The 26,552-nt window shown below is 57.7% G+C and carries 22 protein-coding genes; 13 read left to right on the plus strand and 9 right to left on the minus strand.

Going from position 1 to position 26,552, the window contains the following annotated elements; translation table 11 throughout:
- Positions 1–69 precede the first annotated feature (69 nt).
- From CRD13_RS00595 to CRD13_RS00615, 5 genes are all read left to right on the plus strand, one after another.
- Positions 70–636 (plus strand): TetR/AcrR family transcriptional regulator, encoded by a 567-nt coding sequence (locus CRD13_RS00595; RefSeq protein WP_187401170.1) that lies wholly within the window; start codon positions 70–72, stop codon positions 634–636.
- Positions 637–778: 142 nt separating this feature from the next.
- On the plus strand, positions 779–1,528 hold the full coding sequence (locus CRD13_RS00600; RefSeq protein WP_016422762.1) for a hypothetical protein: 750 nt from the start codon (positions 779–781) through the stop codon (positions 1,526–1,528).
- A 47-nt stretch (positions 1,529–1,575) separates the two neighbouring features.
- The gene (locus tag CRD13_RS00605; protein WP_080969614.1) at positions 1,576–2,322 is read left to right on the plus strand and encodes a glutamine amidotransferase; all 747 of its coding nucleotides are present in this window, start codon (positions 1,576–1,578) and stop codon (positions 2,320–2,322) included.
- Positions 2,323–2,367: 45 nt separating this feature from the next.
- Entirely contained in the window at positions 2,368–4,644 is a 2,277-nt protein-coding gene (locus CRD13_RS00610; RefSeq protein ID WP_016422760.1) for a sensor histidine kinase, read from the plus strand.
- Positions 4,637–5,395 carry a response regulator transcription factor gene (locus CRD13_RS00615; protein ID WP_224433497.1) on the plus strand — a complete coding sequence of 253 codons (759 nt, stop codon included), beginning with the start codon at positions 4,637–4,639 and terminating at the stop codon, positions 5,393–5,395. Before CRD13_RS00610 ends, CRD13_RS00615 begins: the two co-directional genes overlap by 8 nt.
- On the opposite strand, the gene CRD13_RS00620 is transcribed toward CRD13_RS00615, so the two are convergent.
- A complete protein-coding gene (locus CRD13_RS00620; RefSeq protein ID WP_038625400.1) occupies positions 5,392–7,023 on the minus strand; it encodes an ABC-F family ATP-binding cassette domain-containing protein in 1,632 nt (543 codons plus the stop codon). The two genes, CRD13_RS00615 and CRD13_RS00620, sit on opposite strands and share 4 nt — an antisense overlap.
- Positions 7,024–7,043: 20 nt before the next feature.
- Here CRD13_RS00620 and CRD13_RS00625 point away from each other — a divergent pair, with 20 nt between their 5' ends.
- Positions 7,044–8,252 carry a lycopene cyclase family protein gene (locus CRD13_RS00625; protein ID WP_101738631.1) on the plus strand — a complete coding sequence of 403 codons (1,209 nt, stop codon included), beginning with the start codon at positions 7,044–7,046 and terminating at the stop codon, positions 8,250–8,252.
- A gap of 98 nt (positions 8,253–8,350) precedes the next feature.
- The gene (locus CRD13_RS00630) at positions 8,351–9,814 is read left to right on the plus strand and encodes an amino acid permease (RefSeq protein WP_070429720.1); all 1,464 of its coding nucleotides are present in this window, start codon (positions 8,351–8,353) and stop codon (positions 9,812–9,814) included.
- Positions 9,815–10,218: 404 nt separating this feature from the next.
- Here CRD13_RS00630 and CRD13_RS00635 read toward each other — a convergent pair whose 3' ends face one another.
- From CRD13_RS00635 to CRD13_RS00665, 7 genes are all read right to left on the minus strand, one after another.
- The gene (locus CRD13_RS00635) at positions 10,219–10,683 is read right to left on the minus strand and encodes a metal-sulfur cluster assembly factor (protein WP_016422755.1); all 465 of its coding nucleotides are present in this window, start codon (positions 10,681–10,683) and stop codon (positions 10,219–10,221) included.
- Complete coding sequence (gene sufU / locus CRD13_RS00640; RefSeq protein ID WP_016422754.1) at positions 10,676–11,191, minus strand: Fe-S cluster assembly sulfur transfer protein SufU; 516 nt, start codon at positions 11,189–11,191, stop codon at positions 10,676–10,678. The genes CRD13_RS00635 and sufU overlap by 8 nt, the downstream gene beginning before the upstream one ends.
- Before the next feature lie 20 nt (positions 11,192–11,211).
- Complete coding sequence (locus tag CRD13_RS00645) at positions 11,212–12,465, minus strand: cysteine desulfurase (protein WP_016422753.1); 1,254 nt, start codon at positions 12,463–12,465, stop codon at positions 11,212–11,214.
- The gene (gene sufC, locus CRD13_RS00650) at positions 12,458–13,219 is read right to left on the minus strand and encodes a Fe-S cluster assembly ATPase SufC (protein WP_016422752.1); all 762 of its coding nucleotides are present in this window, start codon (positions 13,217–13,219) and stop codon (positions 12,458–12,460) included. The genes CRD13_RS00645 and sufC overlap by 8 nt, the downstream gene beginning before the upstream one ends.
- A 92-nt stretch (positions 13,220–13,311) precedes the next feature.
- Complete coding sequence (gene sufD / locus CRD13_RS00655) at positions 13,312–14,502, minus strand: Fe-S cluster assembly protein SufD (RefSeq protein ID WP_070438417.1); 1,191 nt, start codon at positions 14,500–14,502, stop codon at positions 13,312–13,314.
- Between the two features lie 5 nt (positions 14,503–14,507).
- Entirely contained in the window at positions 14,508–15,974 is a 1,467-nt protein-coding gene (gene sufB / locus CRD13_RS00660; RefSeq protein ID WP_016422750.1) for a Fe-S cluster assembly protein SufB, read from the minus strand.
- Positions 15,971–16,669, minus strand: a complete 699-nt coding sequence (locus CRD13_RS00665; protein ID WP_048734176.1) for a metalloregulator ArsR/SmtB family transcription factor — start codon at positions 16,667–16,669, stop codon at positions 15,971–15,973. Before CRD13_RS00665 ends, sufB begins: the two co-directional genes overlap by 4 nt.
- 185 nt (positions 16,670–16,854) lie before the next feature.
- Here CRD13_RS00665 and mptB point away from each other — a divergent pair, with 185 nt between their 5' ends.
- The 4 genes from mptB to CRD13_RS00685 all read left to right on the plus strand — a co-directional run bounded on the left by mptB (position 16,855) and on the right by CRD13_RS00685 (position 21,498).
- Positions 16,855–18,594, plus strand: a complete 1,740-nt coding sequence (mptB, locus tag CRD13_RS00670) for a polyprenol phosphomannose-dependent alpha 1,6 mannosyltransferase MptB (protein WP_049193480.1) — start codon at positions 16,855–16,857, stop codon at positions 18,592–18,594.
- A gap of 25 nt (positions 18,595–18,619) precedes the next feature.
- On the plus strand, positions 18,620–19,588 hold the full coding sequence (locus tag CRD13_RS00675; protein WP_070547106.1) for an ABC transporter ATP-binding protein: 969 nt from the start codon (positions 18,620–18,622) through the stop codon (positions 19,586–19,588).
- Positions 19,588–20,391, plus strand: a complete 804-nt coding sequence (locus CRD13_RS00680; RefSeq protein ID WP_070549503.1) for an ABC transporter permease — start codon at positions 19,588–19,590, stop codon at positions 20,389–20,391. The genes CRD13_RS00675 and CRD13_RS00680 overlap by 1 nt, the downstream gene beginning before the upstream one ends.
- A 93-nt stretch (positions 20,392–20,484) precedes the next feature.
- The gene (locus tag CRD13_RS00685; RefSeq protein WP_016422745.1) at positions 20,485–21,498 is read left to right on the plus strand and encodes a heme A synthase; all 1,014 of its coding nucleotides are present in this window, start codon (positions 20,485–20,487) and stop codon (positions 21,496–21,498) included.
- Between the two features lie 382 nt (positions 21,499–21,880).
- Here the strand turns inward: CRD13_RS00685 and CRD13_RS00690 are convergent, their stop codons facing one another.
- A complete protein-coding gene (locus CRD13_RS00690; protein ID WP_172954651.1) occupies positions 21,881–22,795 on the minus strand; it encodes a heme o synthase in 915 nt (304 codons plus the stop codon).
- 289 nt (positions 22,796–23,084) lie between these two features.
- Between CRD13_RS00690 and tkt the strand changes: the two genes are divergently transcribed.
- On the plus strand, positions 23,085–25,184 hold the full coding sequence (gene tkt, locus CRD13_RS00695; RefSeq protein WP_049170630.1) for a transketolase: 2,100 nt from the start codon (positions 23,085–23,087) through the stop codon (positions 25,182–25,184).
- Positions 25,185–25,354: 170 nt separating this feature from the next.
- On the plus strand, positions 25,355–26,470 hold the full coding sequence (tal, locus tag CRD13_RS00700; RefSeq protein WP_049193475.1) for a transaldolase: 1,116 nt from the start codon (positions 25,355–25,357) through the stop codon (positions 26,468–26,470).
- Positions 26,471–26,552 lie beyond the last annotated feature (82 nt).

A 26,552-nucleotide genomic window follows, 5' to 3' on the forward strand; every position in this document is an offset into this window, starting at 1 on the left:
GGAATGGCGCTGCCACGTCATGCAGTGAAACATGTCCCTGGGCGTCGCCGGCAAGAAAAGAGTTTCCTTATGCCAAAAGTGAGTAACCAGGATTTAGCTCAACGGCGGCACGGAATTCTCGACGGCGCTCGGCAGTGCTTTGCAGAATTCGGCTACGACGGCGCAACGGTCTCTCGTCTGGAGTCCGCTACCGGTAAGTCTCGCGGTGCTATTTTCCATCACTTCGGATCCAAAGAAGGTCTGTTCTTAGCATTGGCCGAAGAAGATGCCGCAAATATGGCGGAAGTCGCGGAGGCTTCCGGCTTAGTGGAAGTAATGCGTGACATCGTGGCGAACCCAGACAAGCATGGCTGGCTGGGAACTCGCCTTGAGATTGCCCGTCGCCTTCGCAGCGATCCGGAGTTTAAGGGCCAATGGTTGGGCCATCAGGATCAATTGGATGACGCTGTTGCCCACCGATTGACCCAGACATCCTCATCCGGCTCCCTACGGTCGGATTATTCGGTTCGCACGATGCAGCTTTTTCTCGAGCTGATGCTCGATGGCATCATCGTTCGTCTGGCATCTGGTCGCACTGTCGACGAATTGGATTCCGTGCTTGATTTAGTTGAAGACAGCTTACGGCGCAAGGACTAGCCACTCAGGCTAGGCCTGATAGCGTTACGTACCACCCGCTCCCCTAATACGGGAGCGGGTTTCGGCTTTCTGCCGTGCATTTACCCCGTTTGACCGGTGAAGATGCATAGATTTCACTCAATATGGACTAAGCTGTCTATTTATGAGTGTGGGTAAGTTTTTGTTGGTGGCGCTCCGCCCCGCAGATGGTGCGGGGCAAGCCGAGTACCAGGACTTTCTGGATTCCACCGGGCTTGAGCCCAGCCAGTTGGATCTGTTTACCATCGACGCTGTCGGCGCTAAGTTGCCCGACCTGACCTCCTATGACGGCGTATTTGTCGGAGGCAGCCCATTTAACATCACCGACCTTGAGCATTCGGGTTTGCAGAAGTATTCGCACGATGTGCTTTACGACGTACTTAGGAGTCCTGTCCCCGCACTGCTTATCTGCTACGGCGCTAGCTACACAGCCTTTACTTCGGGTGGTTTGGTTAACCTGCGCCACGGCGAAGTAGCGGGTTCTACCCGGGTAGAGCTCACCGAAGCCGCCACTCAAGATCCAATAGCTTCGGTGTTGCCTCCGGTTTTTTATGCGTTGACTGGCCACAAGGAATCCGTTGCGGAACTTCCCAATCACGCAACTTTGCTTGCCACAGGTCCAACCTGTCCGGTGCAGATGTACTCGATCGGATCGAATAACTGGGTTACCCAATTTCATCCGGAGATGAATGCTAACGGACTGCTCCGCAGAATGTCTTTCTACACCGACGTCGGTTACTTTGACCCGTTGGAAGTCGACGCGATTCGACTAAAGGTATCTGATGTGGACCTCCAGGCCGTCTCGTCAATCATCCCCCGATTTATGCACGTATGTACGCATGCAGCCAATCCGAGCCTGCTAGTGGTGCAGTAGTCTCCGTCCCCCTCTAGCTCCCTTTTTCACGAAATTTGTTCCCGCAAATGTCTACCTCCGCCAAGCCCTTCCTCTTGCTTTCCACACGCGGCGAAGATGCCGCAGCTCACGCTGAACATCTCTCATTTGCCAGGAGGTGTGCATTGGCGCCGGCAAAGTTGCATCAAATTCGCCTGGAACAGTCTCGTCCGGGGAATCTGAATCTAGATAACTACTCGGGCGTAATCGTTGGCGGAGGACCCTTTAACGCCTCTGATGACGATAAGAGCTATCTACAGAAGGAAGTCGAGACCTGGTTCGAGGATTTGTTGGCAGAAGTGCTCGAACGAGACTTCCCCTTCTTCGGAGCTTGTTATGGCGTCGGCCTGCTCGGTACTGCTGGCCATGGCCGTGTCTCCCGCAAGCACGGGGAGCAGGCAGCTGTAATCGAAGTAGCTGCAACTCCAGATGGCGAATCAGATCCAATTCTTGATGGTTTACCGGCCCACTTTCACGCCATCGTCGGCCACAAGGAGGCCATCGAAGAACTGCCTGGCGACGCTACGTTGTTGGCAACTGGTAAGGACTGCCCCGTACAGATGTTTCGGTTGGGCCGCAATGCATATGCGACGCAGTTTCACCCGGAATTAGATGCCAACACATTTGCCCAGCGTCTCCAGATTTACGCAAATGAGGGCTACTATTTACCAGGAACAGATCTTAAAGCGGTGTCGGCCGCGCGACAGTTGGATGTTGCTCGAAGTGGGCGTATTCTTCAGAATTTCGCTCGGCTCCATACCGCATGTAGAGACTAATTAGTTTTATCTAGTGGCAATAAGCAAAAGGAATGTGATTGTCGCATGGAGAGGTGGAATCCCGATTCGGCACTTGCCGGACAGTCACCATCAATTGAAATGTCTGTGCTGCGATCCGGCGCGATTATTATTGCCGTCACCGGCTTTTTGTGGCAGGTTGAATCGGCTGTTCGTTCTGTCCCCTTTGAAAACTTTCTGAGCCACTGGTTCCCTTTTGCATCACTGCTCATATTCATTCTCAGCGATATGTTGCTGATTTGGGCTGTGATTAATAATACGCGGCGAGGCCTTATTACCGCACTGCGTGTGCCGATGTACATCATGTTGGTTTTCCTGATGTTGGTTTCAACCTATTGGGATCTCCCTCATAACCTCGTTGGAAATGCGCTCTGGTATAGCCCATTTTCAGGTTTAGCCCTCGCTGCATTTGCTCTGACAGTGCCACTCCACATCAGTTTGTCCGTGATGGTATTTGTTCCCGGACTTATTGCGGTCATTAATTCGTGGTTGCTGGGACACACTTTTTGGCTCGACATGTTGTCGGATGTTGGTTTCAATCTCATCAACACTTTTCCATTTGTGATTATTGCAGGCTCTGCACAACCCGTCGCAAGGCTTATTGACTTCACCTACGAGAACTCTCGGAAGGTCAATGAGAGAGCGGAGCGTATGCGTGTCCGCGGCGAGGCGATGAGCAGCTTCAACGCCTATGTCCATGACTATGTATTGGCCGCACTGTCTGCAATCGGTAAGGGCTCTAAGATTGACTTCTCGCTAGACGAGCAGACTGGGCTGTTTTTCTCGCCTCGGCAAACAGTAAGCGGTAGAACTTTTGCTGAGGCTGTACGGGCGCAATTGATGTCGGTGAGCCCCGACATTTCGGTAACGCTAGACACCAGCGAAGAAGGCGGTCCAGTTCGGCTGCCAGGAGAAGTTGCTAACACGTTCCTATTAGCCGCAACCGAGGTGGCAAATAATGCCAAGCGTCACGCAGGTGCCGCAGCGGAAAAGAAATGCCACATTCGTGTTGCCTCGGGAGAGGTGTCCATTGATTTTCGTGACGATGGCACCGGGTTCGACCCCGAGGGAATTGACCCGCATCGTGCAGGTATCCGGTTGAGCGTTAAAGGGCGAATGGAGGCCCTTCGCGGTGGAGATGCTCTCGTTAACTCAAAGCCTGGGAAAGGTACTCAGGTTATTCTCAAATGGCACGGTAATACCTCTCCTGTGGAAGAGGAAGATGTAGTCGATTCCTCCGCTCACACGACATCGCTGTATGACCTCATGGGAATGTCAATTGTTTTTTCCTGGCAGTTCTACGGCGCGATCGTCGGCGTGTTGTTCATGGTTCTAGTCAGTAATGGACAATTATTTACCGCGGCCGGGCAAATCAGTCTGGCATTAGCGATCGGCCTTCTCGGGCTGATTATGTATGGCCGCCATTCACAATTGCCGTTAGCCCGTGCAATCGTAACTGGTGTCGCGATCGTTGTATTAGCTGTGGTGGGGCTCTACCAGCCCATTCCAAATAATTTGGAATGGTCGTATTTCTGGCACTTTAGCTTAATTTCTTTTGCATCTGCATTGCTCGCCATCCGCGGCCGCCCCTGGGTTGCGCTGAATTCAGTGCTCGGTGGCGCGATCATGGTGGAGCTTCTCAAGTTCTTCCCCTTTGCCCCCTCGGATACGACCCACATCAGTATCTCTGGAGTTGACCTGTTAGTTCGCTCCGTGATGTTGGTCGCGGGAATTTTGACGTCCATCATGGTCCGCTTTTTTATGCGCACCGTTCCGCAGTCTATTCAGGATTATAATCGTGCGCTGTACGCTGCCGGGGCCGCAAAAGAGTACGAAATTAGCAGCCAGAGTAACTACGAATGGCTGCAGCGCCGGGTCGGCCCCATTTTTAGCGCCGCTGCAGTTTTGGAAGAACCGACCCCGCGACTGCAGTTGCGTGCGCGGCTTACAGAGCAGCTTCTCCGAGACGTCCTACGTTCGCCGCATCTAAATGTTGGGTCCCTTCACCAAGCTGTTTGGGATGCCCGCGCAAGAGGTGTTCATGTCCGGCTCCTCGATGACCGCAATCACACGCAGGCCGTTTCCGATAGCACCGATGTGCGCCGTATTCCGCTTGTCGACGACGATTCCGCGGTGGCCAAGTTGATGCCGAACTTCCTCGAAGCAATCGATAACGCCGAAGAAGGATCGGTAACAATTCGCCTATTGCCCCCGGGCAGACGTGCATTTGCATCTATTTCTGATGACAATGGAGTGCAAAGGTTTGATGAAGCCGGTGAGAGGATAGTGATGTCACGTGACTAGGGAGAATATTGCGGGAATGAGCAATGCTTCCATCGACGTCTCGGCTGCAATTGACTCCGACAACATCGGAGATTACAGCGTGCAGTCGGATCGTTTGCTTCGCGTTGCTGCGATTGATGATCATGCCTTGACTCTGCAGGGGCTCGAAACCCTGCTTTCTGCAGAGCCAGACTTTGAGCTCGTCGGCTGTTATCAAACTGTGCCGGAGCTACTGGCCGATGTGGGCACCGATGACCGCCTGGATGTGGTCGTGCTGGATCTACGGCTGGCGGATAATTCAGATCCAGCGCAGAACGTTCTGTCGCTGGAATTGGTTACCGATCACGTGCTCATCCTCTCGTCAGCTGAAAGCCCATACCTTGTCCGAAAGGCAGTGCGTACCGGAGTGATGGGGGTTGTGCAAAAATCGGAAACCCCGGAGACAATCGTGTCTGCAGTACGGCTGGCGGCACTTGGCAAGGGTGCGCTGACTACAGAATGGGCATCGGTAGTTGACTCTGATCCCCTGCTCGACTCTGTCGATTTGTCAGAACGCCAGCGTGAGGTACTGGAGCTTTACGCCTCCGGTGAGTCGACGAAGCGAGTCGCGTCGATGACAGGGCTGACACCGAACACCGTGTTGGACTACTTGGGTCGTATTCGAGCCAAGTATGCGGCAGCTGGCCGGGCCGAGAACAGCCTTAACAAGTCGGAGATGTATAGGCTCGCTCAGCAGGACGGTTACCTGCCAGGGCCAATGGATCCGTCTTAAGCCAGCTCGACGATTTCCATGTAGTCGTCGCTCCAGAGGTCTTCGGTGCCGTCGGGAAGCACGATGACGCGCTCGGGCTCTAGCGCCTTGACCGCACCTGGATCGTGGGTAACCAGAACGACGGCCCCGGTGTAAGTGCGAAGTGCATCGAGAACCTGTTCGCGGGACTGCGGGTCGAGGTTGTTAGTGGGCTCGTCGAGAAGCAGGACGTTTGCGCGGGAGCTAACCAGCGTCGCCAGCGCCAGACGTGTCTTCTCACCACCGGAGAGGGTTCCGGCTGGCTGCTGCAGCTTGTCGCCGGAGAACATAAAGGCACCGAGCAGGCTCCGCAGTTCCGGCTCGTTGACGTCAGGGCAGGCGTAGACCGTGTTTTCCCAGACAGTCTTGTCCGGGTCAATCGTGTCATGCTCCTGGGCGAAGTAGCCGATGCGCAGGCCGTGGCCGGAGACAATGCCGCCTTCGCCATCGGTGCGCTCCACACCGGCGAGTAGCTTCAGCAGCGTCGTCTTACCAGCGCCATTGAAGCCGAGGACAACCACGCGGGACCCCTTGTCAATCGCAAGATCCACACCGGCGAAGACTTCCAACGAACCATACATCTTGGTCAGTCCCGTGGCGTTGAGCGGAGTCTTGCCACAGGGCGCCGGTTCTGGGAAGGAAATATGAGCGACCTTATCCTCGACACGGACCTCGTCGAGACTGTCCATCATGCGCTCAGCACGAGCCACCATCTGCTTGGCCGCACGGGCCTTCGTCGCCTTCGCGCCTAGCTTCTCGGCCTGCTTGCGCAGTGCGCTGGCCTTCTTCTCCGCGTTGGCGAACTCACGGCGACGTCGAGCCTCATCGGTCGCGCGTGCCGACAGGTAGTTCTTCCAGCCCATGTTGTACACATCAGCTTCGGCGCGCACCGCATCGAGGAACCAGACTTTGTTACACACGGCCTCGAGCAGCTCGACATCGTGCGAAATCATAATCAAGCCGCCCTCATGCTTACTGAGGAATTCGCGCAGCCAGGTAATCGAATCCGCATCGAGGTGGTTCGTCGGCTCGTCGAGAAGCAGCGTCGTGGCGGACTTGCCCGAGCCTTCGGTAGCGGCGAAGAGAATCTGAGCAAGCTCGACGCGGCGGCGCTGACCACCCGAAAGCGTCTTCAGCGGCTGGTCGAGTACGCGCTCCGGCAACCCCAGCGCGTCGCAAATGCGGGCTGCCTCGGCGTTCGCCTCGTAGCCGCCGAGATCGTGGTAGCGCTCCTCGAGACGCGAAAACTTCCGAATCGCCGCATCGCGTTTCGTGTCAGTGGTCGCGGTCTCCATGATCTCCTGTTGGCGATCCATGCTGCGGCGGATTTGGTCAAGACCTCGCGCCGACAGCACACGGTCGCGGGCGGAGATGTCGATGTTGCCCTCGCGCGAGTCCTGTGGCAGGTAACCAATCGAGCCAGAGCGCACTACTGAACCGCCATAGGGTTCAGTTTCACCGGAGAGAATACGCATAGTCGTCGTTTTGCCAGCACCATTTCGCCCGACGAGTCCAATCCGGTCTCCCGGCTGGACGCGCAGCTGCTCACCCGGAGCAGTGAGCAGGGTACGGGCGCCGACTCGGACTTCAAGGTCATGGGTCACAATCACGAACGAGTAGCCTACCAGTTATGACTTCATTTCCCGTGACCGCCTCCGTCGTCGGCCTCGGGCCCGCCGGAAGAATCGCCGCCCACCGTGCATCCGCTCGCGGCTGGGATGTCACCGCTTATGACCCAGCCGGTGGCACACTGCCCTCGACGATTGGTCTCTGGTGCGACCAACTCCCCGACTGGTTGCCCAGCGACTTCCTCGCCGCCACTTTTCAACCCAGCGTCATTCTTGCCGACGGCACCGAACGTCAGCTTGCCCGCAACTACGGCGTTGTTAACAAGGACTGCCTGCAAGAACTTGGCGGTTTCCACATCGAACGCCGCGCACTCACCGATTCCGAAACCACGGGTACTGACATCACAATTGTCACCACCGGGCGCACGCACGCCGCAGTCGGGCGAGGTGGGCAGGTACGGCAGCTCGCCATCGGGCACATCTTTTCGCTTGACGACGTCCCCAGCGCCCACCGCCGCGCAGTCCTCATGGACTTCACTCCGGCCGAACCGGTTGCCCCAGCGACAGAGCCGGCTAGTTTCTCCTATCGCATTTTCTTGGATGACAGGACCTTCCTCATTGAAGAGACTATCCTCGCTACTCCGACTCCTATGGTTGACGGGTATCGTGGCGAAGCCGGTGCGCCAGTCGGCAGCGGCGGTGAGGCCGATGACTCCGTACTTCTAGCGCTGTTGCGTAGACGCCAAAGTGTACGGTTGAAGTCCCTGGGGCTTTCGGAAGATCTGGCCATCGACGAAGAAGTGGTGTCCTTTCCCCTACTGGCAAACCTTCCCTCTCGCCGCGGTGACGTGACGCACAGTGGACCATCCATGGGCACTCTCTTCGGCTTTGCTGGTGGTTGGATGCATCCTGCCACTGGTTACTCGGTGGGTTCGGTTATCGAAGATGTCGACCGCTTCTTGGCCGATATGGAAAAGAAGGGAAGCCGGACGCTGGGGACGTCGTTAAGCATGCGATTGCAGCGATGGCTACGCGAACGTGGGCTCGCGGCGTTGCTGGGGTTCGATGCACGACAGACGGGTGCGTTTTTCCGGGCGTTCTTTTCGTTGCCGGAGAAGGACGTTTTTGCCTATTTGATAGGGACATCCCCACTGACGACGCTTCGCGCTATGGCGAAAGTGGCCGTGCCTTTGCTGAAAATGAGTCCGCGTACGTGCGGAAAGCTCATCGCTGGGTTTGTGCGGGGACCTGGGAGATGGAGAACTCGTTGACCGGGAGCATATACATCAGCCGATTTGTGGGGTGATACCAACAATTAAAGCGGTGTGGTTTTTGCATTCACCGGAGTACAAACGCTTATGATAAATGAATGACTTCGACGCAATCTGAGGAGACTTCCTCACAAAACCATAAGCTTCAGCGCAGGCTGAGAGCTCGCCACCTGAACATGATTGCCATTGGTGGTGCCATTGGTACGGGCCTGTTTGTTGCCTCCGGTGCGACCATTTCGCAGGCCGGTCCAGGCGGTGCGCTTATCGCTTACGCTCTTATCGGCATCATGGTGTGGCTGGTTATGCAGTCTCTCGGCGAGATGGCCGCTTACCTGCCGGTGCCCGGTTCCTTCCAGGAGTACGGTCGCCGATACGTCTCAGAATCCTTCGGCTTTGCCATGGGCTGGAACTACTGGTTTAACTGGGCGATTACTGTGGCCGCAGAGCTCGTCGCTGCTGCGCTGGTGATGCGCTATTGGTTCCCGGATGTGCCTTCAATCATCTGGTCCGCGCTCTTCCTCGCGATTCTATTCGGGCTGAATGCCCTGTCCGCACGTGCATTCGGCGAGGGTGAGTTTTGGTTTGCGACCATCAAGGTCATTACCGTCATCGTCTTCCTCGTTCTTGGTGTCGGCATGATTTTCGGCATCTTGGGTGGGGCCTCCCCCGGCTTCGAAAACTGGACCACGGGCGACGCCCCATTCGTCAATGGCGGAATGGGACTGCTGGCCGTTTTCGTCGTAGCTGGCTATTCCTTCCAGGGCACCGAGATGGTTGGTGTAGCAGCAGGTGAGGCTGAAGATCCTGAGCGCACGATTCCCCGCGCGATTCGCACTATCTTCTGGCGTATCTTGCTGTTCTACATCGGTGCCATCGCTGTTATTGGTTTCCTTATTGCGTACACGGACCCGAATCTTCTGAATGCCGCCGAGGACAATATTTCCATTTCACCGTTCACCCTGGTCTTTGAACGCGCAGGTATCGCGATTGCCGCTGGCCTGATGAACGCTGTCATTCTGACTTCGGTGTTGTCCGCGGGTAACTCCGGTATGTATGTGTCCACTCGTATGCTGTTTTCCCTGGCCCGTCAGGGACACGCTCCGCGTTACTTTGGCAAGCTTTCTGGGCATGGCGTTCCGCTGCGCGCTCTGATTGCCACCGCTGTCATCGGTATGGCTGGCTTCATTACCTCATTGGTAGGCGATGGTGTGGCGTACACCTTCTTGCTGACGCTGTCTGCGCTCGCGGGCTTTATCACCTGGTTTGGTATCTCTTTCAGCCACTACCGCTTCCGCAAGTGTCTGAAAGCCCAAAATATCCCGTTGGATTCGCTTCCCTACAAGGCGAACTTTTTCCCCGCCGGTGCTGTGCTGGCACTGATTATGTGCTTCTTTGTGGTGGCAGGACAGGCACTTGATCCGATCCGTACTGGCGAAAATATCTTTGCTATCCTCACTCCGTACCTGGGTATTCCGGTATTCGTCCTGCTGTGGTTCATCCATAAGAAGGTCACGGGCTCCAAGCTCGTTGACCCGGCCACCGCAGACATGACTCGCGAATAGCTGCGAAGGGCTGTGAATAGATGCGAGTAGCTATGCATCTCGCATCTAACTCTCACAACTTGGATTAGCAGTCGAAGACAATAGCGACCCCGCTTGGCACTTTTCAGTGCCAGGTGGGGTCGTTTTTAACTCCGAGTCGGACAGCTTGAAAAAATTGCGGGGATGCTCGTGTGAATACGGGCTGCAGATGTGAAACTGTGCAAGTTTATGACGCTTTCAGGCCATTTTTTGAGCCATTTTTGACATAAATGCAGTCAGTAACTCGCATCGCCCTACCGATCCCGGCCATAAACGCAGTCAGCAACTCATAAACAAACGAAAAAGTGCCTAGCTGAACGAGCCAGGAGCTCGTCGCCAAGCACTTTTAACGTAGCGGTTCTCTAATCACCGCTGTCACTGATCATCTAGACCGAGAAGCCGAGAGCGCGCATCTGCTCGCGGCCGTCCTCAGTGATCATGTGTGGGCCCCATGCCGGAGACCAGACCCAGTTGAGGCGGAAGTCGCGGATACCCTCGACCTTCATAACCTCGGAGGCAGTCTGGTCGGTGAGCATATCGGTCAGCGGGCAGGCCGGGGACGTGAGTGTCATGAAGATAGCGGCAATGTCGCCTTCTTCAATCCAGATGTCATATACCAGGCCCAGGTCCACGACGTTGACTCCGAGTTCCGGATCAACAACCTCGTACATTGCCTCTTCAACCTGGATGGCCAGCTTGTTATCGGCTTCGGTCTGCTCCGGTGCCGGCGGGACGGTGATGGACTCGTACGCATCCCCCTCATCAATGGGAGCACCAGTAGTCATGGTGTCCTCGTCGACAGCATCAGGCTGTGCGGGCGAGGTGGCGTCATTAGCGATTGGTTCAGTCATGGCGATGGCCTTCCTCGTCATTGGTAACGGTTACAGTCGCGGTACCAACGCCGTTGCCTTCAGCAGCGTTGGCCAGGGCCTCAGCGGTTGCGGCCTGGAAAGCTTTCCATCCGAGAAGTGCGCACTTCACGCGGGCGGGGTACTTAGAAACTCCAGCGAAGGCAATCCCATCGCCGATAATGTCCTCATCGCCCTCAATCTTGCCTCGGGAGGTGACCATCTTCTCGAACTCGGCAAGCTTGGCCATGGCCTCGTCGACAGTCTTGCCGACAATCTCCTCAGCCATAACTGAGGTAGAGGCTTGCGAGATAGAACAGCCCACGGCGTCATAGGAGACGTCATTGACGACGGTGAGGTCGTCGTTCAGAGTGACGCGAAGCGTGAGTTCATCGCCACACGACGGGTTGACGTGATGCACTTCCGTATTGAAAGGCTCCCGCAAACCCGCATGCTGCGGATGCTTGTAGTGATCCAGGATAACTTCCTGGTACATCTGCTCGAGCTTCATGTCCTTCTCCTTTCTTAAAGTTACGGGGTGACACCGAAGAACTTCTGTGCATGGCGCACTGCGTCGGCAAGCGCCTGAACGTCCTCTTCCGTGTTGTAGATGTAGAAGGATGCCCGGGCGGTCGACTGGGCGTTGAGGATTTGGTGAATTGGCCACGCGCAATGGTGACCGACGCGGATGCACACGCCCTGGTCGTCTAAAACCTGGCCAAGATCGTGCGGGTGAATGCCCTCGACCTTGAAGGAGACTGCAGAGCCACGCTGTTCTGGAGTAGTCGGACCGATGATGGTCACGCCATCAATTTCCTGCAGCTTCTCCAGTGCGAGCGCGGTCAGGTGGTGCTCATGAGCAGCTACCTTATCCATACCGATGGCATCCAGGTACTTCACCGCAGCCCCCAGGCCGACGACCTGGGAGGTCATCATGGTACCCGCCTCGAAGCGCTGCGGAGGCGCCGCGAAGGTGGTCTTCTCCATGGTGACGACCTCAATCATCGAGCCACCAGTGAGGAACGGCGGCAGTGCCTCGAGCAGTTCCCGGCGACCGTAGAGCGCGCCGACCCCGTTGGGGCCGAGCATCTTGTGGCCGGAGAACGCCAGGAAGTCCACATCGAGCTCCTTGACGTCGACAGGCATATGCGGCACCGACTGGCAGGCATCGAGGACTACCAGCGCTCCGACCTCGCGAGCACGGCGCACCATTTCCTTCACATCGGTTACTGCACCGGTGACGTTTGACTGATGGGTAAAGGCCACAACTTTGGTCTTCTCGCTGAGCTCCAGCGAGTCCATATCAATGCGGCCGTCTTCAGTCACGCCATACCAACGCAGTGTCGCACCAGTGCGGCGAGCCAGCTCCTGCCACGGCACCAAGTTCGCGTGATGCTCCAGCTCAGTGACGACAATCTCGTCACCCTCGCCGACCTGGTACTGACCTGCGCGGTCGTCGCCAAGCACGAATGCCACTGTGTTCAACGCTTCGGTGGCGTTCTTGGTGAAGACCAGCTCGTCATAGTCGGCGCCGATGAAGCCTGCAATGGCTTCGCGGGCATCTTCGTAGGCGTCCGTGGCCTCCTCAGCAATCTCGTAGGCACCGCGGTGCACCGGTGCATTGTGGTGGGTTAGGAACTCCACCTCAGCATCGATGACTTGCTTGGGGCGCTGCGAGGTCGCTCCGGAGTCCAGGTAGACCAGCCGCTTTCCGTCACGGACAGTGCGCGACAGAATCGGAAAGTCCTCCCGGAGTGATGGGCTGAGTAGTTCGGCGTTAGGCATTGATGTACTTCTCGTAGCCGTGCTCTTCCAGCTCGTCTGCAAGCTCCGGGCCACCGGAGGTGATGAAGCGACCATCGTGGAAGACGTGGACGAAGTCCGGCTTCACGTAGTTCAGGATGCGCTGGTAGTGAGTAATGATCAGAATGCCGCCGTCGTTTTCGTCCTGGTAGCGGTTAATGCCGTCAGAGACAACGCGCAGAGCGTCGACGTCCAGGCCGGAGTCGGTCTCGTCCAGGATGGCGAACTTCGGCTTCAGCAGGTCGAGCTGCAGAATCTCGTGACGCTTCTTCTCGCCACCGGAGAAGCCCTCGTTGACGGAGCGCTCGGAGAACGACGAATCGATCTCCAGGTCAGCCATTGCCTCACGGACCTCCTTGACCCAGTGGCGCAGCTTCGGAGCCTCGCCGCGGACAGCGGTTGCTGCAGAGCGCAGGAAGTTGGACATGGACACGCCGGTGACCTCGACCGGGTACTGCATTGCCAGGAAGAGGCCAGCGCGAGCGCGCTCGTCGACGCTCATCTCCAGCACGTTTTCGCCGTCGAGGAGAATCTCGCCCTCGGTGACTTCGTAACGCGGGTGACCTGCGATGGTGTAGCTCAGGGTGGATTTACCAGAGCCGTTCGGCCCCATCACAGCGTGGGTTTCGCCGGAGTTGATCGTCAGGTTGACGCCCTTCAAAATCTCCTTGGGCTCGGCGGACTCGTCGGTCGGCAGCACCTGCGCGTGGAGGTTACGGATTTCCAAAGTGCTCATAGTGAAATCTTTTCCTTTAATCGGTGTAAGTGGCCTGTCCCCCGGCACTTCCGGGGTGACAGGACGGAAAGGGTGAGAAAGAAGATAAGCGGTTAGAAGCCAGCGGTGTTGAGCTCTTCGTCAACGAGCTTTTCAAGCTTCTCGCGAACGGACTCGACCGGAATCAGGTTGATGACCTCGCTGAAGAAGCCGCGAACCACCAGACGGCGAGCGGCCAGCTCCGGAATACCACGCGAGAGCAGGTAGAAGAGCTGTTCCTCGTCGAAGCGGCCAACGGTGGCAGCGTGACCAGCACCGGCAATCTCACCGGTTTCAATTTCCAGGTTCGGAACTGCGTCGGCACGCGCGCCCTCGGTGAGCAGCAGGTTGCGGTTGAGCTCGTAGGTGTCGGTGCCCGTAGCTTCTGCACGAATGAGCACGTCTCCCACCCACGCGGTGCGGGCCTCACGATGAGCGACATTCGGCTCGCCCTGCAGCGCGCCCTTGTACATTACGTTGGAGCGGCAGTTCGGCACAGCGTGGTCGACCAGCATGCGGTTTTCAAAGTACTGACCGGCATCGGCGAAGTACACGCCCAGCAGATCGACGTCGCCGCCGGGTGCCGTGAAAGCAACGCGCGGAACGATACGGACAACCTCGCCGCCAAACGTTGCGACAGTGTGGCGCAGCGTAGCATCCCGGCCGACACGAACGTGGTGCGCAGAGCCATGAACGGCATCTTCGTTCCAGTTCACCATGGTCACGACACCCAGCTTGGCGCCGTCGCCGATTACGAACTCGATGTTGTCCGCGAACGTGCCACTGCCTCGGTAGTTAATGACGCAGACGGCCTCGGCGTGAGACTGCACGTCAATGACGATGTGGCCGTAGGACACGTTGTCCTCGCCCGGACCATCGATGTCGATGACGACAGGCTCCTTGGACACCGAGTTCTTCGCGAAGGTAACGATGTGCGCATCGTCGAAGTTGGAGTACGCCTGTGCTGCCACGCGGTCCGTTGGGGCGCCGGCGCGACCAAGGCGCTCGTCGTCACGCTTAACGACGTCCACAGCGACGCCATCCTGACCAGCAGTCTCGACCGAAATGGAGGCTGCAACCGGCTCTGCTGCGGTGCCGTTGTGGAGACCGCGGAGCTTACGCAGCGGCGTGAACTTCCACTCTTCATCCTTGCCATGTGGCACGGCGAAGTCCTCCACGTTGAAGGATGAGAAAACGTCGCCCTTGTTCGCCAGCACGCGGCGGCTATGAGCAGCCTGGTTTTCGTTGTTAATCGTCGTAGTCATTGGTATTAACCGACCGAACCTTCCATCTGCAGTTCAATGAGGCGGTTGAGCTCGAGGGCGTATTCCATCGGGAGCTCCTTGGCGATGGGCTCGACAAAGCCGCGCACGACCATGGCCATTGCATCTTCTTCCTCGATGCCGCGGCTCATCAGGTAGAAAAGCTGATCGTCAGAGACCTTGGAAACCGTTGCCTCGTGGCCGAGGGTGACGTCGTCCTCGCGGACATCCACGTATGGGTACGTGTCCGAACGTGAAATCGTGTCCACCAGGAGTGCGTCACACTCGACGTTGGAGTGCGAGTGCTTGGCACCCTTGTTGACCTGCACCAGCCCGCGGTAGGCAGCGCGGCCACCGTTGCGGGCCACGGACTTGGACACGATGTTGGAGCTCGTGTGCGGAGCCATGTGCACCATCTTGGCGCCGGTGTCCTGGAACTGGCCCTCGCCAGCCATAGCCACGGACAGCACCTCGCCCTTGGCATGCGGACCGGTCATCCACACTGCCGGGTACTTCATGGTGACCTTGGAACCGATGTTGCCGTCAATCCACTCCATGGTTGCGCCCTCTTCGCACTTGGTGCGCTTGGTAACCAGGTTGTAGACGTTGTTCGACCAGTTCTGGATCGTGGTGTAGCGGCAGCGGCCACCCTTCTTCACGATGATCTCCACAACAGCCGAGTGCAGCGAGTCGGACTTGTAAATCGGAGCGGTACAGCCCTCGACGTAGTGCACGTAGGCATCTTCGTCGACAATAATGAGCGTGCGCTCGAACTGTCCCATGTTTTCCGTGTTGATACGGAAGTATGCCTGCAGTGGGATGTCCACGTGGACGCCCTTCGGCACGTAAATGAAGGAGCCGCCGGACCAGACTGCGGTGTTAAGAGCGGAGAACTTGTTGTCACCGGACGGAATGACGGTGCCGAAGTACTCCTTAAACAGCTCCGGGTGCTCCTTGAGAGCGGTGTCGGTGTCCAGGAAGATAACGCCCTGGGCCTCCAGATCCTCGCGAATCTGGTGGTAGACAACCTCAGACTCGTACTGAGCGGCGACACCTGCGACCAGGCGCTGCTTCTCAGCCTCCGGAATGCCGAGCTTGTCGTAGGTGTTCTTAATATCCTCCGGCAGGTCTTCCCAGGTCTGGGCCTGCTTCTCGGTGGAGCGAACGAAGTACTTAATGTTGTCGAAGTCGATGCCCGACAAATCCGCGCCCCAGGTGGGCAGCGGCTTGCGGTCGAAGATTTCCAAAGCCTTCAAGCGACGTTCAAGCATCCACTCCGGCTCGTTCTTCTTAGCCGAAATATCGCGAACGACCGCTTCAGACAGGCCACGCTTCGCGGAAGCGCCAGCGGTATCCGGGTCGTGCCAACCGAACTGGTAGGCACCAATGGACTCGATAATCTCTTCGTCAGTCTGCGGAGTGGCAGCCTTCGTGGATTCAGCCACGTCGGTGGAGTTCTCATGGGCGAGGGTCATTCTCCGCTCCTTTCTTGTGGCGATTCAGTAAGTGTCTTTGTTACGGGAGTGAGTGGGATATTCGTAGTGCAGATACCGTTTCCATCAGCGATAGTCGCCAACGGTTGGGTGTGCTGACCTAATAATTTACTAACGGCTTCATGCTCCGCCGCGCAGAGCTCCGGAAACTCGGAGGCTACGTGGCTAATTGGGCAATGGTGCTGGCAAATTTGCACGCCGCCAGTGTTCTGGTTGATAGTTGCCGCGTACCCGGCCCGTCGGAAAGCATCGACGACGGCCTCTACGACCTCTTCCTTCTCTGCGTCCTGCCCCACTGGCGTGACGCCGAGCAGAATGTCATCAATGCGCTGACGGGCAAACTGGGCAACTGCCTGCTCACCACCGGCCTTGCGCAGTGCGGTCAGAGCTGCACTGGCAAGATCGTCGTAAGCGTGCCCGAATCTAGCGCGGCCCCGATCTGTCAGGCGATAGGACTTTGCTGGCCTGCCTCGGCCCCGGGGGCCGGTGCTGGGTGCCGGAGCGGTTTCGGCAAGACCTTCGTCCACCAGAATGTCAATATGACGGCGGACGCCTGCAGCGGATAGTCCCAGGGTGTCTGCGATAAAAGTCGCGGACGCCGGGTTGTGTTCCAGAAGCAATTGGAGAATGCGCTTGCGCGTATCACCATCATTGACTGTCGGCTTCCGATCTGCCATGACTGGTGAGTCACCTCCTGCGATTGGACTGCTGGATAATAATGGGTGTCTAGGTGGCTCAGCGAGGCAAGTATCCCACTTGCGCCGCTGGTGTATTAGACAACATAATTGTGTCGTAATTGGGTCACAATGTCCAACGCATTTAAATATCAATGCAACGTCGCTGATTAGAACGCCCTTTCGGCGTGTCGAATCGTCTACTATGTGACCTTGTGAAAACTAACCGACCTACCCCGCGCCGCTCGTCCACCTTCGACGACGCTCTCGGGGTGCGTGACGCCATTCCGAAGATTGGTCTGGCCGGTTCTAGGTCGGCAACCCTCCACCAGGGCTCAGAACAGCCGCTCCAACACCGCATCAATTACCGCGAACTCCGACGCTTCACCTGGCTGCGTTGGCTGGGTGCTCTCGGGGCGGTCTTTATTATGGTCGCCGGGATCGGCGCAGGCGCGACACCGGTGGTTGGAAATGAGTTTTGGGGTACACCACTTGGGCTAATCCTCGGTCGAATGTTGGTGGCAACGACAATCGTCACCTTCGTGGGCATTGGCATGTTAGTCACAGCCTGGTTGGGTGTCGGCGCTTTCGTTCTGGCCGGTGCGCGGACTCGCGTCACCGCAGTGACTACTCCGATGCTCATACGCACCTACGCGGCATGGGTATTGCCCTTGATGTTTACCGCTCCCCTGTTTACGCAGGATATCTATTCCTATTTGGCGCAGGCTGCAATTGTGGAGCGGGGTATGGATCCCTACCTCGCAGGGCCTGTTGACCTATTGGGAGCCAACGACCCACTTGCCCGATCGGTGCCATTGATTTGGTCGCACTCTCCGAGCCCATACGGCCCCACAGCCCTCGCAGTGGCATGGGGTATCGCCAAAATAACCAGCGACGGGGTGATCGCTTCCGTCTTTCTGCATCGACTCGTCGCCATTGTTTCGCTTCTCGTGGTGTCCTGGGCGCTGGTGCAGCTTGGTCGCCGCTGCGGCGTTAGCTCTCAGTTCACGCTCTGGCTGGGCACGCTCAATCCGCTGGTATTGCTGCACCTGGTGGGCGGTATCCACAATGAGGCCCTGCTGCTGGCTCTCCTGCTCGTTGGTCTCGAACTGTGTCTGCGAGCTATCCACGGCCCTGCGCAATCGATGGTGCCCGATGAGCTGCCAGAACCCGGACCGATCGGACACGAGAACCAAAGCCGAGGTAGATCGTGGGCGCTGTATGCAGGCGGTATCGTGCTCATCAGCCTCGCCGGAATGGTCAAAGTCACCGGTTTCGTGGCGCTCGGCTTTGCCGGCATGTGGCTGGCCCGAAAGTTTGGCAGCACCTGGAAGGCCGTTGCTCTTTCCGCGGTAGTGACGGGCGCAATAACCGTCGTCACGGCAGTCGTTGTTTCCTTAGCAACTGGTCTGGGCTTTGGTTGGATCACCGCGCAGGGTGGCGCCGCAACGGTGCGCAGTTGGATGTCGTTGACTACCCTGCTCGGGATTATCGCTGGTTTCTTCGGCAGGCTTCTGGGGCTCGGCGATATCAGCGACAGTGCTTTGCTGTTTACCCGCGGCATTGGCGTAGTGCTGGTGGCTGCCTGGCTCCTGCGCATGCTGTTAGCGACGTTCCGTGGGCGCATTCACCCGCTCGGCGGCTACGGCCTCGCGATGTTCGCTCTAGTAATCCTCTTCCCCGTCGTGCACCCCTGGTACCTGCTATGGGCCATCGTGCCCCTGTCCGCTTGGGCCAACCGGGTACAATTTCGCATTGCCGTGGTTCTGTACTCGGCAATTTTCAGTTTTGTAGTACTACCACGCGGCCTGGGGTTGCCTCCGGGCACCGTCGCTCAGATTTACCTACTGGCGTTGGTATTCTTCGTCGCAGTCATGTTCGTCATCTTGGCGTACTCGACGCGATCTAAGGTATTTCGCCTTCATTAAAACTGTGAGATTAGACTGACTAACCGTGAATAACGCTGCCAATTCTCCTGCTCTGCGCCTTGAGAACGTAACGAAGAAATTCGATGACGTTGAGGCTGTATCAGACCTTTCGCTTTCCCTGGATCGAGGTAGGGTTCTTGCGCTCCTCGGCCCCAACGGTGCTGGTAAGACCACAACCGTTGAAATGTGTGAGGGCTTCATCAAGCCGGATGAAGGGCGAATTCGCATTCTTGATCTCGACCCGGTCACTCAAACCACAGCACTGCGCAGTCGCATTGGCATCATGCTCCAGGGCGGAGGTGCCTACCCCGGTGTTCGCGTTGGCGAAATGCTGAACCTCGTTGCCAGTTACTCCGCAAACCCGCTGGACACTGATTGGCTCCTTGAAGTCGTTGGCCTAGAACGCCATCGTAAGACGAACTACCGCAGGCTCTCTGGCGGTCAGCAGCAGCGACTGTCGCTCGCATGTGCCCTGGTCGGACGCCCGGAGCTTGTGTTCCTCGACGAGCCGACAGCAGGCCTCGATGCTCAGTCCCGTCTAGCCGTCTGGGATCTCATCTCGTCGCTGCGCCGTGATGGGGTCACCGTGGTCCTGACAACGCACCTCATGGACGAGGCCGAATCGCTTGCCGACGACGTTGCGATTATCGACCGGGGCCATTTAGTTGTGGCCGGTACCACCGAGGAGATCACTAGCGCAGGCGCATCGGCTCTCCAGGGAACGTCGTCAAGCACTGCTATGAAGATCAGCGTTCGAGGCAGCCTTGACTTCGAAGAGGTCAACCGCAACTTCAGCGAGTCCGGTCTTCCACAGCGTCTGCAGCGTTCTGGCGGTGGAGAGTTTTCCCTGATTGGTGAGGCTTCACCGCGCGCCTTGACTGTCTTGGCGCAGAGTTGCGAGCAGCAAGAGGTGCTGATCACCTCGATGAATAGGGCGACGCAATCGCTTGAAGATGTCTTCTTGCAGATCACTGGAACGGAGATGAGGAGCTAATGACTACCGCACCGAGGTCTGATGCCTCCCGCTTTGCGAAGGGCACTTTCGCCCCAGCGCCACAGCGTTCGGACATGGCGAAGTTGGTCATGTCGCAGGCGTGGTTGGAGACGAAGCTCTTCTGGCGACACGGTGAGCAAATGCTCCTCACCATCATTATCCCGTTGGCGATGCTCATCGGCCTGGTGATGGTGCCGGTGTTGGAGCTCGATGATCCGCTCGAGCGTATCTTCCCCATGGTGCTGGCGATTTCCGTCATGTCTGCAGGGTTTACCGGGCAGGCAATTGCCGTGGGCTTTGACCGCCGTTACGGAGCCCTGAAGCGCATCGGTGCCTCAGGTGTGCCACCCTGGGGCATTATCGCTGGCAAGATTGTGTCGGTCTGCACCACCGTCACGTTGCAGTACGTACTGTTTAGTCTCGTGGGGCTCTCCCTTGGCGCAGAGCTGTCGATTGGCGGCTGGCTGCTGGCTTATGTGGGGATGCTTCTGGGAACGTTCGTCTTTACCTCATTGGGCTTGCTCATGGGCGGTACGTTGGGAGCCGAGCTAATCCTAGGTCTGGCCAACCTGATCTGGTTCATCCTCATTGGTGCTACTACGTATGTGGCCGTCGCGCCATCGTTAGATGACATCAGCTCTGTACTGCTACACCTCTTGCCGTCCGTCGCGCTTACCGACGTGATCTCCGCGGCATTGGCCATGTCCGTCCATTGGTCAGCTATCGGGGTGCTAATCGCATGGGGTGTCCTTGGCGCTGCACTGGCGGCTCGCTGGTTCCGTTTTGATATGCCGAATGACTAGGAATCTGTCGGGAAATCTGCATAGAAAAGCGCAGCCCAACGCAGGGGTTTCGCTTATTACCATTTTCCGCCAGCATGGGTAGAATTTCTTAATGTGAATACTGCAGATCGAAGTTTGCCCCTATCGTTTTTGCCGCTGACACCAATCGGGCGCCAGAAGCTCTATGCCCTGCTGGTTTTGATTGCACAGGCGGCAATTGCGGTAACCGGTTCTATCGTCCGTGTTACTGGTTCAGGTCTCGGTTGTGCTTCGTGGCCTGAATGTCACCCAGGCAGCTTCGTTCCTGTCGCGGGGGAAGCAGAAATGCTCCATCAGATTATTGAGTTTGGCAACCGGCTGCTCACCTTTGTGCTGGTTGCTCTGACACTTCTGCTCTTCCTTTCGGTTATGCGTGTCGGTCGCCGTCAGGAAATAAAGTTGCTGGCCTTCCTCAACGGTCTCGGCGTTATCGTCCAGGCTGTTATCGGCGGTATCTCCGTTTGGGTTGACCTGAAGTGGTACGCCGTAGCGCTGCACTTCCTGCCTTCGATGATTCTGGTCTGGCTCGCTGGCATGCTTTTCGTCAAGATTTCGGAGCCTGACGACGGCACTGCTACCCGCATGTACCCGCGCTATCTGCGCTATCTGGCTGCCGCCTCCGGCTTGGCCCTGACGATGACGCTGATTACCGGAACTATGGTCACCGGTGCGGGACCACACGCTGGAGATGCTTCGGTGCTCCCGGAGGATCGCCTCCAGCTACCGATTGTTGACCTGGCACATATCCACGCTGGTTTTATGTACCTCTACCTTGGCCTGGTTATCGGCCTCATTTTCGGTCTGCTGGCCTCGGAAGCCTTTGCACCTGTGCGTAAGGTTGCCATCGCACTCGTTGTGTTCATTTTGGCTCAGGGCGTAGTTGGAATGATTCAGTATTGGTCCGGTGTACCGGAGGCATTGGTGCCGGTTCACGTTGCCGGATCTGGTATCTGCACCGCTTTGACTGCAGTACTTTTCCAGCACGGTTACCGCACTGTCGGTGGGAGCGCAGAAGTCACTGGCTCGCTTGAAGGCGATGCGGCTGCCGCCACTGTTGCTTCGGAGAAGAACGTCGAGGTTACCGCGTAGCTAGCTGCCGGTCAGCGGCTGTGTTAACGACTGTGGTTACCGGCCGTTGATTCCTTCTCGAACCGCCTAAACACGCGCTTTGGTTGTGCGTGTTTAGGCGGTTCTGCTGTCTGCTCGGCTCCGTGTGCTCGGATGTGCGTTTCCCAGTGGCTAGCGGGCTGCGCGGGCGGTGCGGGCTGCGCGGGCGGTGCAAGGGGGCGGTCTGCCCACTTATCGATCCGAGTTACTGACTATGTTTATGACAGAAATCGCGCGAAAAATGGCCTGAAAGTGTCATAAACTCGCACAGTTTCACATTTGCAGCCCGTGCCCATCTCCACACACAAAAAGAGACCCTTCCCGCAACCGGAAAGGGCCTCTTCAAAGGAGCTCAGCAACTGCCCTAGAACATGCTCGAAATTGTCTGCAATCCGAGTACGGCATCGAGAGAAAGCGCCACACAGACGATAGACAAGTAGTTGTTCGACATGAAGAACAGCTTCATCGGCTTGATCTTGCCACCGGTCTTAACGTGGCGGTGCAGGTCAATGGCGCCCCACAGGAACCAGGCACCAGCGCCAACGGCGCCAATCAGATAAATCCAACCCGCGTACGGAACCAACAGCAGAGTGGTAATCACGGTCGCGGCGGTGTAGTAAATAATGCGCTTGGAAACGACGATTGCCGGCTTGACCACTGGCATCATCGGCACGCCAGCGGCCTTGTAGTCCTCCTTGTAGCGCAGGCCCAATGCCCAGGTGTGCGGCGGAGTCCAGAAGAAGATAAGCAGGAACAGGATGAATGCCTGCCACCAGTGAGCGAGCCCCGTAATCTCCGGGTTGTTGTCAGTGATTACGGCCCAGCCGACCATCACCGGCATACAACCCGCAGCGCCACCCCAAATTACGTTCTGATCAGTACGGCGCTTCAGCCACAACGTGTAGACGAAGATGTAGAAGGCAATCGTAATCAGAATGAAAACGGCGGCCAGCAGCGAGTTACACAGCAACCACAGCCATAGGAACGACGCAATCATCAAGACAGTGCCGAAAATCGCTGCCGCTCGACGGCTAACCTGGTTGCGCGCGAGCGGGCGACGGCGAGTACGGCGCATCTTCTGGTCAATGTCGTAATCCATGACCATGTTGAAGGTGTGCGCAGCTGCGGCACCCAACCAACCACCGAACAAGGTGAGAAGAATCAGTCCAACGTGAACATGACCGCGATCAGCCTGAAGCATTGCGGGAATGGCCGCGACGAGCAGGAGCTCGATAATTCTTGGCTTAGTCAGTGCAATATACGCCTTGACTGTTTCCAACAAAGCAATGTCCCTTTCACGCGCCATAAACAAACCCCCCGTTTACAGATAGTCGGATGTAACGGTCGGAAAGTTCCCGACGAGTTTTTCCGCAAAATTAAATGAGGGGCAGGCAATCAGTTTACCGGTAATCATAACGGTTCCAATAATGACCGTCGTAAAGCATGTGCGGCGCGCCCTCTGAGACTTATCTCTCAGCTATTCGGCCCGGTTTGAACCCGGAGCGCGCAATCCTAGTTAGTATGGAAGAGAATTTTACTAATCCATTTGGATACTAGGAGTCATTCACGTGACACTGTCGACTGAGCATGAAGCACGGGTTGTGCGCAACTACCCCTCGGACTGGTCTGACTTGGATACGAAGGCCGTAGATACGGCCCGTGTGCTGGCTGCAGACGCCGTTGAAAAGGCAGGTTCGGGGCACCCCGGCACTGCGATGAGCCTCGCACCGCTGGCTTACTCTCTTTACCAGCGCGTTATGCGCCATGACCCGAAGGATACGAAGTGGATTGGCCGTGACCGTTTCATTCTCTCCTGTGGTCACACCTCTCTGACGCAGTACGTCCAGCTCTACCTCGGCGGTTTTGGCCTGGAGCTCGATGACCTGAAGGCGCTGCGTACGTGGGATGCACTCACCCCGGGTCACCCGGAGTACGGCCACACTGACGGCGTGGAAATCACCACTGGCCCGCTGGGTCAGGGGCTGGCGTCGGCTGTCGGTTTTGCCATGGCTTCGCGACGGGAACGTGGGCTGTTCGACCCGGAAGCTGCTCCGGGTGAGTCTCCGTTCGACCACTACGTGTACGTCATCGCTTCTGATGGTGACGTTCAGGAGGGTGTCACTGCCGAGGCCGGCTCGCTGGCCGGCACTCAGCAGCTGGGCAACCTGATTGTCTTCTGGGATGACAACGGCATCTCCATCGAGGACGACACCACCATTGCCTTCACCGAGAATGTCGCGGATCGCTACCGTGCTTACGGCTGGCAGGTCATTGAGGTCGACGGCGGCGAGGACGTCGCAGCACTCGAGGCTGCTGTCGAGGAGGCCAAGAAGGATACGGAGCGTCCGACCTTCATTCGCGTTCGCACTGTGATCGCTTACCCGGCTCCGACGAAGATGAACACCGGCGCTTCGCACGGTGCTGCTCTTGGTGGCGAGGAGATTGTCGGCATCAAGGAAGCTCTTGGCTTCGATACCGACAAGAGCTTTAACGTCGCTGACGAGGTCATTGAGCACACCCGCAAGCTGGTTGAGCGTGGTGCTGAGGCTCACGCACAGTGGCAGGTCAAGTTCGACGAGTGGGCTGCGGCTAACCCGGAGCGCAAGGCTCTGCTGGACCGTCTGACCGCTGGCGAGCTGCCGGAGGGCTTCGACGCTGAGCTGCCGACCTGGGAGCCGGACGAGAAGGGCGTTGCTACCCGCAAGGCCTCTGAGGCCGCGCTGCAGGCACTGGGCAAGACCCTGCCGGAGCTGTGGGGTGGCTCGGCTGACCTGGCTGGCTCCAACAACACCGTCCTGAAGGGCGAGCCGTCCTTCGGTCCGAAGTCCATCACCACCGGCACCTGGACCACCGACCCGTACGGCCGCAACCTGCACTTCGGTATTCGTGAGCACGCCATGGGCTCGATCCTCAACGGCATTCTGCTCCACGGTGGTACCCGTCCGTACGGTGGCACCTTCCTTATCTTCTCGGACTACATGCGTCCGGCTGTCCGCCTAGCATCGCTGATGGGCATCTCCCCTATTTATGTCTGGACTCACGACTCCATTGGTCTGGGCGAAGACGGTCCGACGCACCAGCCTGTTGAGCAGCTGGCTTCGCTGCGCGCTATCCCGGGTGTGTCCACTGTCCGCCCGGCTGACGCTAACGAGACCGCTCAGGCTTGGGCCGCTGTTCTTCAGGGAGAGGCAGGCCCGAAGGCTCTGGCTCTGACCCGCCAGAACGTTCCGGTCCTGGAAGGCACCAAGGAGAAGGCCGCTGAGGGCGTCCGTCGTGGTGCGTACGTGCTTGTCGACGGCGCCAAGGAGACCCCGGACGTCATCCTGATGGCTACCGGTTCGGAAGTTCACCTCGCTGTCGAAGCTGCTGACAAGCTGGCTGAGGAAGGCGTCAGCGCCCGCGTTGTCTCCGTTCCGTGTCTTGACTGGTTCGAGCAGCAGGACGATGCCTACCGCGAGCAGGTTCTGCCGAAGTCCGTCCGCGCTCGTGTCTCGGTTGAGGCCGGTATTGCAATGCCGTGGTACCGCCACCTGGGTGATGCTGGTCGCGCTGTCTCCCTGGAGCACTTCGGTGCATCGGCTCCGTACAAGGAGCTGTTCGAGAAGTTCGGCATCACAGCAGAGGCTGTTGTCGATGCCGCCAAGGAGTCCATCGAGGCTGCTAAGTAAGTTTGTTAAAACCTGGCGCTATCGGCCGTTGTCGGGACGGGATTTGTGAAAACCGTACCGCGCTCCGGTAGCGCCAGTATTGTTTGTGACGCACAGTAGTTTAAGGACATACAACTTTTAGCGAAGTCTTTAGGCAACGAAGCGGTATTGACAGAAAGGCGTTAAACACTATGGGAAACACCACGATGGAAGCGCTCGCCAAGGTAGGGACTTCGGCGTGGCTCGACGATCTTTCGCGCCAGCGCCTCACCTCGGGCGATTTGAAAAATCTTATTGAAGAGCTTCGGGTTGTCGGTGTCACTACTAACCCGGCAATCTTCTCTTCGGCGATGACCGCCGGTGAGGATTACGACTCTCAGCTGGCGCAGCTCACTGCAGAGGGTGCGAACCCGGCAGATGCTGTGTTCGCGATGGCAATCGACGACGTCCGCGATGCCTGTGACCTTTTCGCTGGTGTATCCGAAGAAACCGACGGTGTCGATGGCCGTGTGTCCATCGAGGTCGATCCTCGCTACGCCGACAACTACGAGGCCACGATTGCGCAGGCCCGTAAGCTCTGGGAGCGCGTCGGCAAGCAGAACGCGATGATTAAGATTCCGGCGACCGATGCTTCCCTGCCGGCTGTCACCCAGGCTCTGTCCGAGGGAATCTCGGTAAACGTCACCCTGATTTTCTCGGTGGAGCGCTACCTGCAGGTCATTGATGCGTTCATCGAGGGCATTGAGCGTGCGAAGGACAACGGCGTAGACCTGGCTTCGGTTCACTCTGTTGCGTCGCTGTTTGTTTCCCGCGTTGACACCGAAATCGATGCTCGCCTGGACAAGATCGGCTCCGAGGAGGCCCTGGCTCTGCGCGGCAAGGCTGGTCTGGCCAATGCCCGTGCAGCTTACGCCAAGTTCGAGGAGACTTTCTCGGCGCAGAATATTCGCTGGGCACAGCTGGAAAACGCCGGTGCTAAGCCGCAGCGCCTGCTGTGGGCTTCGACCGGTGTGAAGAACCCGGCTTACCCGGACACTCTCTACGTCACTGAGCTGGCTGCACCGCAGACTGTGAATACCATGCCGGAGAAGACGCTGCGTGCTGCCGCGGGCTTCGAGGGCGAGGTTCGCGACGCCGTCAGCGGCCAGGGTGACGCAGCCAACGCCGTTATGATTCAGCTCAGCGAGATTGGCATCGACCTCGATGACGTCTTCGCTGTCCTGGAGCGCGAGGGCGTGGAGAAGTTCGTGGACTCCTGGCAGTCCTTGCTCGAGTCGATTGCACAGCGCATGGAGCAGCTGAAGTAAGCCTGCTGATTATCTAGGTGCCTGTTGGTAGTGGCTGCGTTTCTGGCTGGCGCCAGCAGGTCGCCTGGCGATCCGAGTTACT

It is taken from the genome of Corynebacterium sp. LK26, from assembly GCF_014335085.1.
Lineage (GTDB): Bacteria > Actinomycetota > Actinomycetes > Mycobacteriales > Mycobacteriaceae > Corynebacterium > Corynebacterium jeikeium_D.

Coding starts and splice junctions, on each gene's coding strand:
- CRD13_RS00595 (WP_187401170.1), top strand. CDS start 70: ATGCCAAAAGTGAGTAACCAGGATTTAGCTCAACGGCGGCACGGAATT.
- CRD13_RS00600 (WP_016422762.1), top strand. CDS start 779: ATGAGTGTGGGTAAGTTTTTGTTGGTGGCGCTCCGCCCCGCAGATGGT.
- CRD13_RS00605 (WP_080969614.1), top strand. CDS start 1,576: ATGTCTACCTCCGCCAAGCCCTTCCTCTTGCTTTCCACACGCGGCGAA.
- CRD13_RS00610 (WP_016422760.1), top strand. CDS start 2,368: ATGGAGAGGTGGAATCCCGATTCGGCACTTGCCGGACAGTCACCATCA.
- CRD13_RS00625 (WP_101738631.1), top strand. CDS start 7,044: ATGACTTCATTTCCCGTGACCGCCTCCGTCGTCGGCCTCGGGCCCGCC.
- CRD13_RS00630 (WP_070429720.1), top strand. CDS start 8,351: ATGACTTCGACGCAATCTGAGGAGACTTCCTCACAAAACCATAAGCTT.
- CRD13_RS00635 (WP_016422755.1), bottom strand. CDS start 10,683: ATGACTGAACCAATCGCTAATGACGCCACCTCGCCCGCACAGCCTGAT.
- sufU (WP_016422754.1), bottom strand. CDS start 11,191: ATGAAGCTCGAGCAGATGTACCAGGAAGTTATCCTGGATCACTACAAG.
- CRD13_RS00645 (WP_016422753.1), bottom strand. CDS start 12,465: ATGCCTAACGCCGAACTACTCAGCCCATCACTCCGGGAGGACTTTCCG.
- sufC (WP_016422752.1), bottom strand. CDS start 13,219: ATGAGCACTTTGGAAATCCGTAACCTCCACGCGCAGGTGCTGCCGACC.
- sufD (WP_070438417.1), bottom strand. CDS start 14,502: ATGACTACGACGATTAACAACGAAAACCAGGCTGCTCATAGCCGCCGC.
- sufB (WP_016422750.1), bottom strand. CDS start 15,974: ATGACCCTCGCCCATGAGAACTCCACCGACGTGGCTGAATCCACGAAG.
- CRD13_RS00665 (WP_048734176.1), bottom strand. CDS start 16,669: ATGGCAGATCGGAAGCCGACAGTCAATGATGGTGATACGCGCAAGCGC.
- CRD13_RS00680 (WP_070549503.1), top strand. CDS start 19,588: ATGACTACCGCACCGAGGTCTGATGCCTCCCGCTTTGCGAAGGGCACT.
- tal (WP_049193475.1), top strand. CDS start 25,355: ATGGGAAACACCACGATGGAAGCGCTCGCCAAGGTAGGGACTTCGGCG.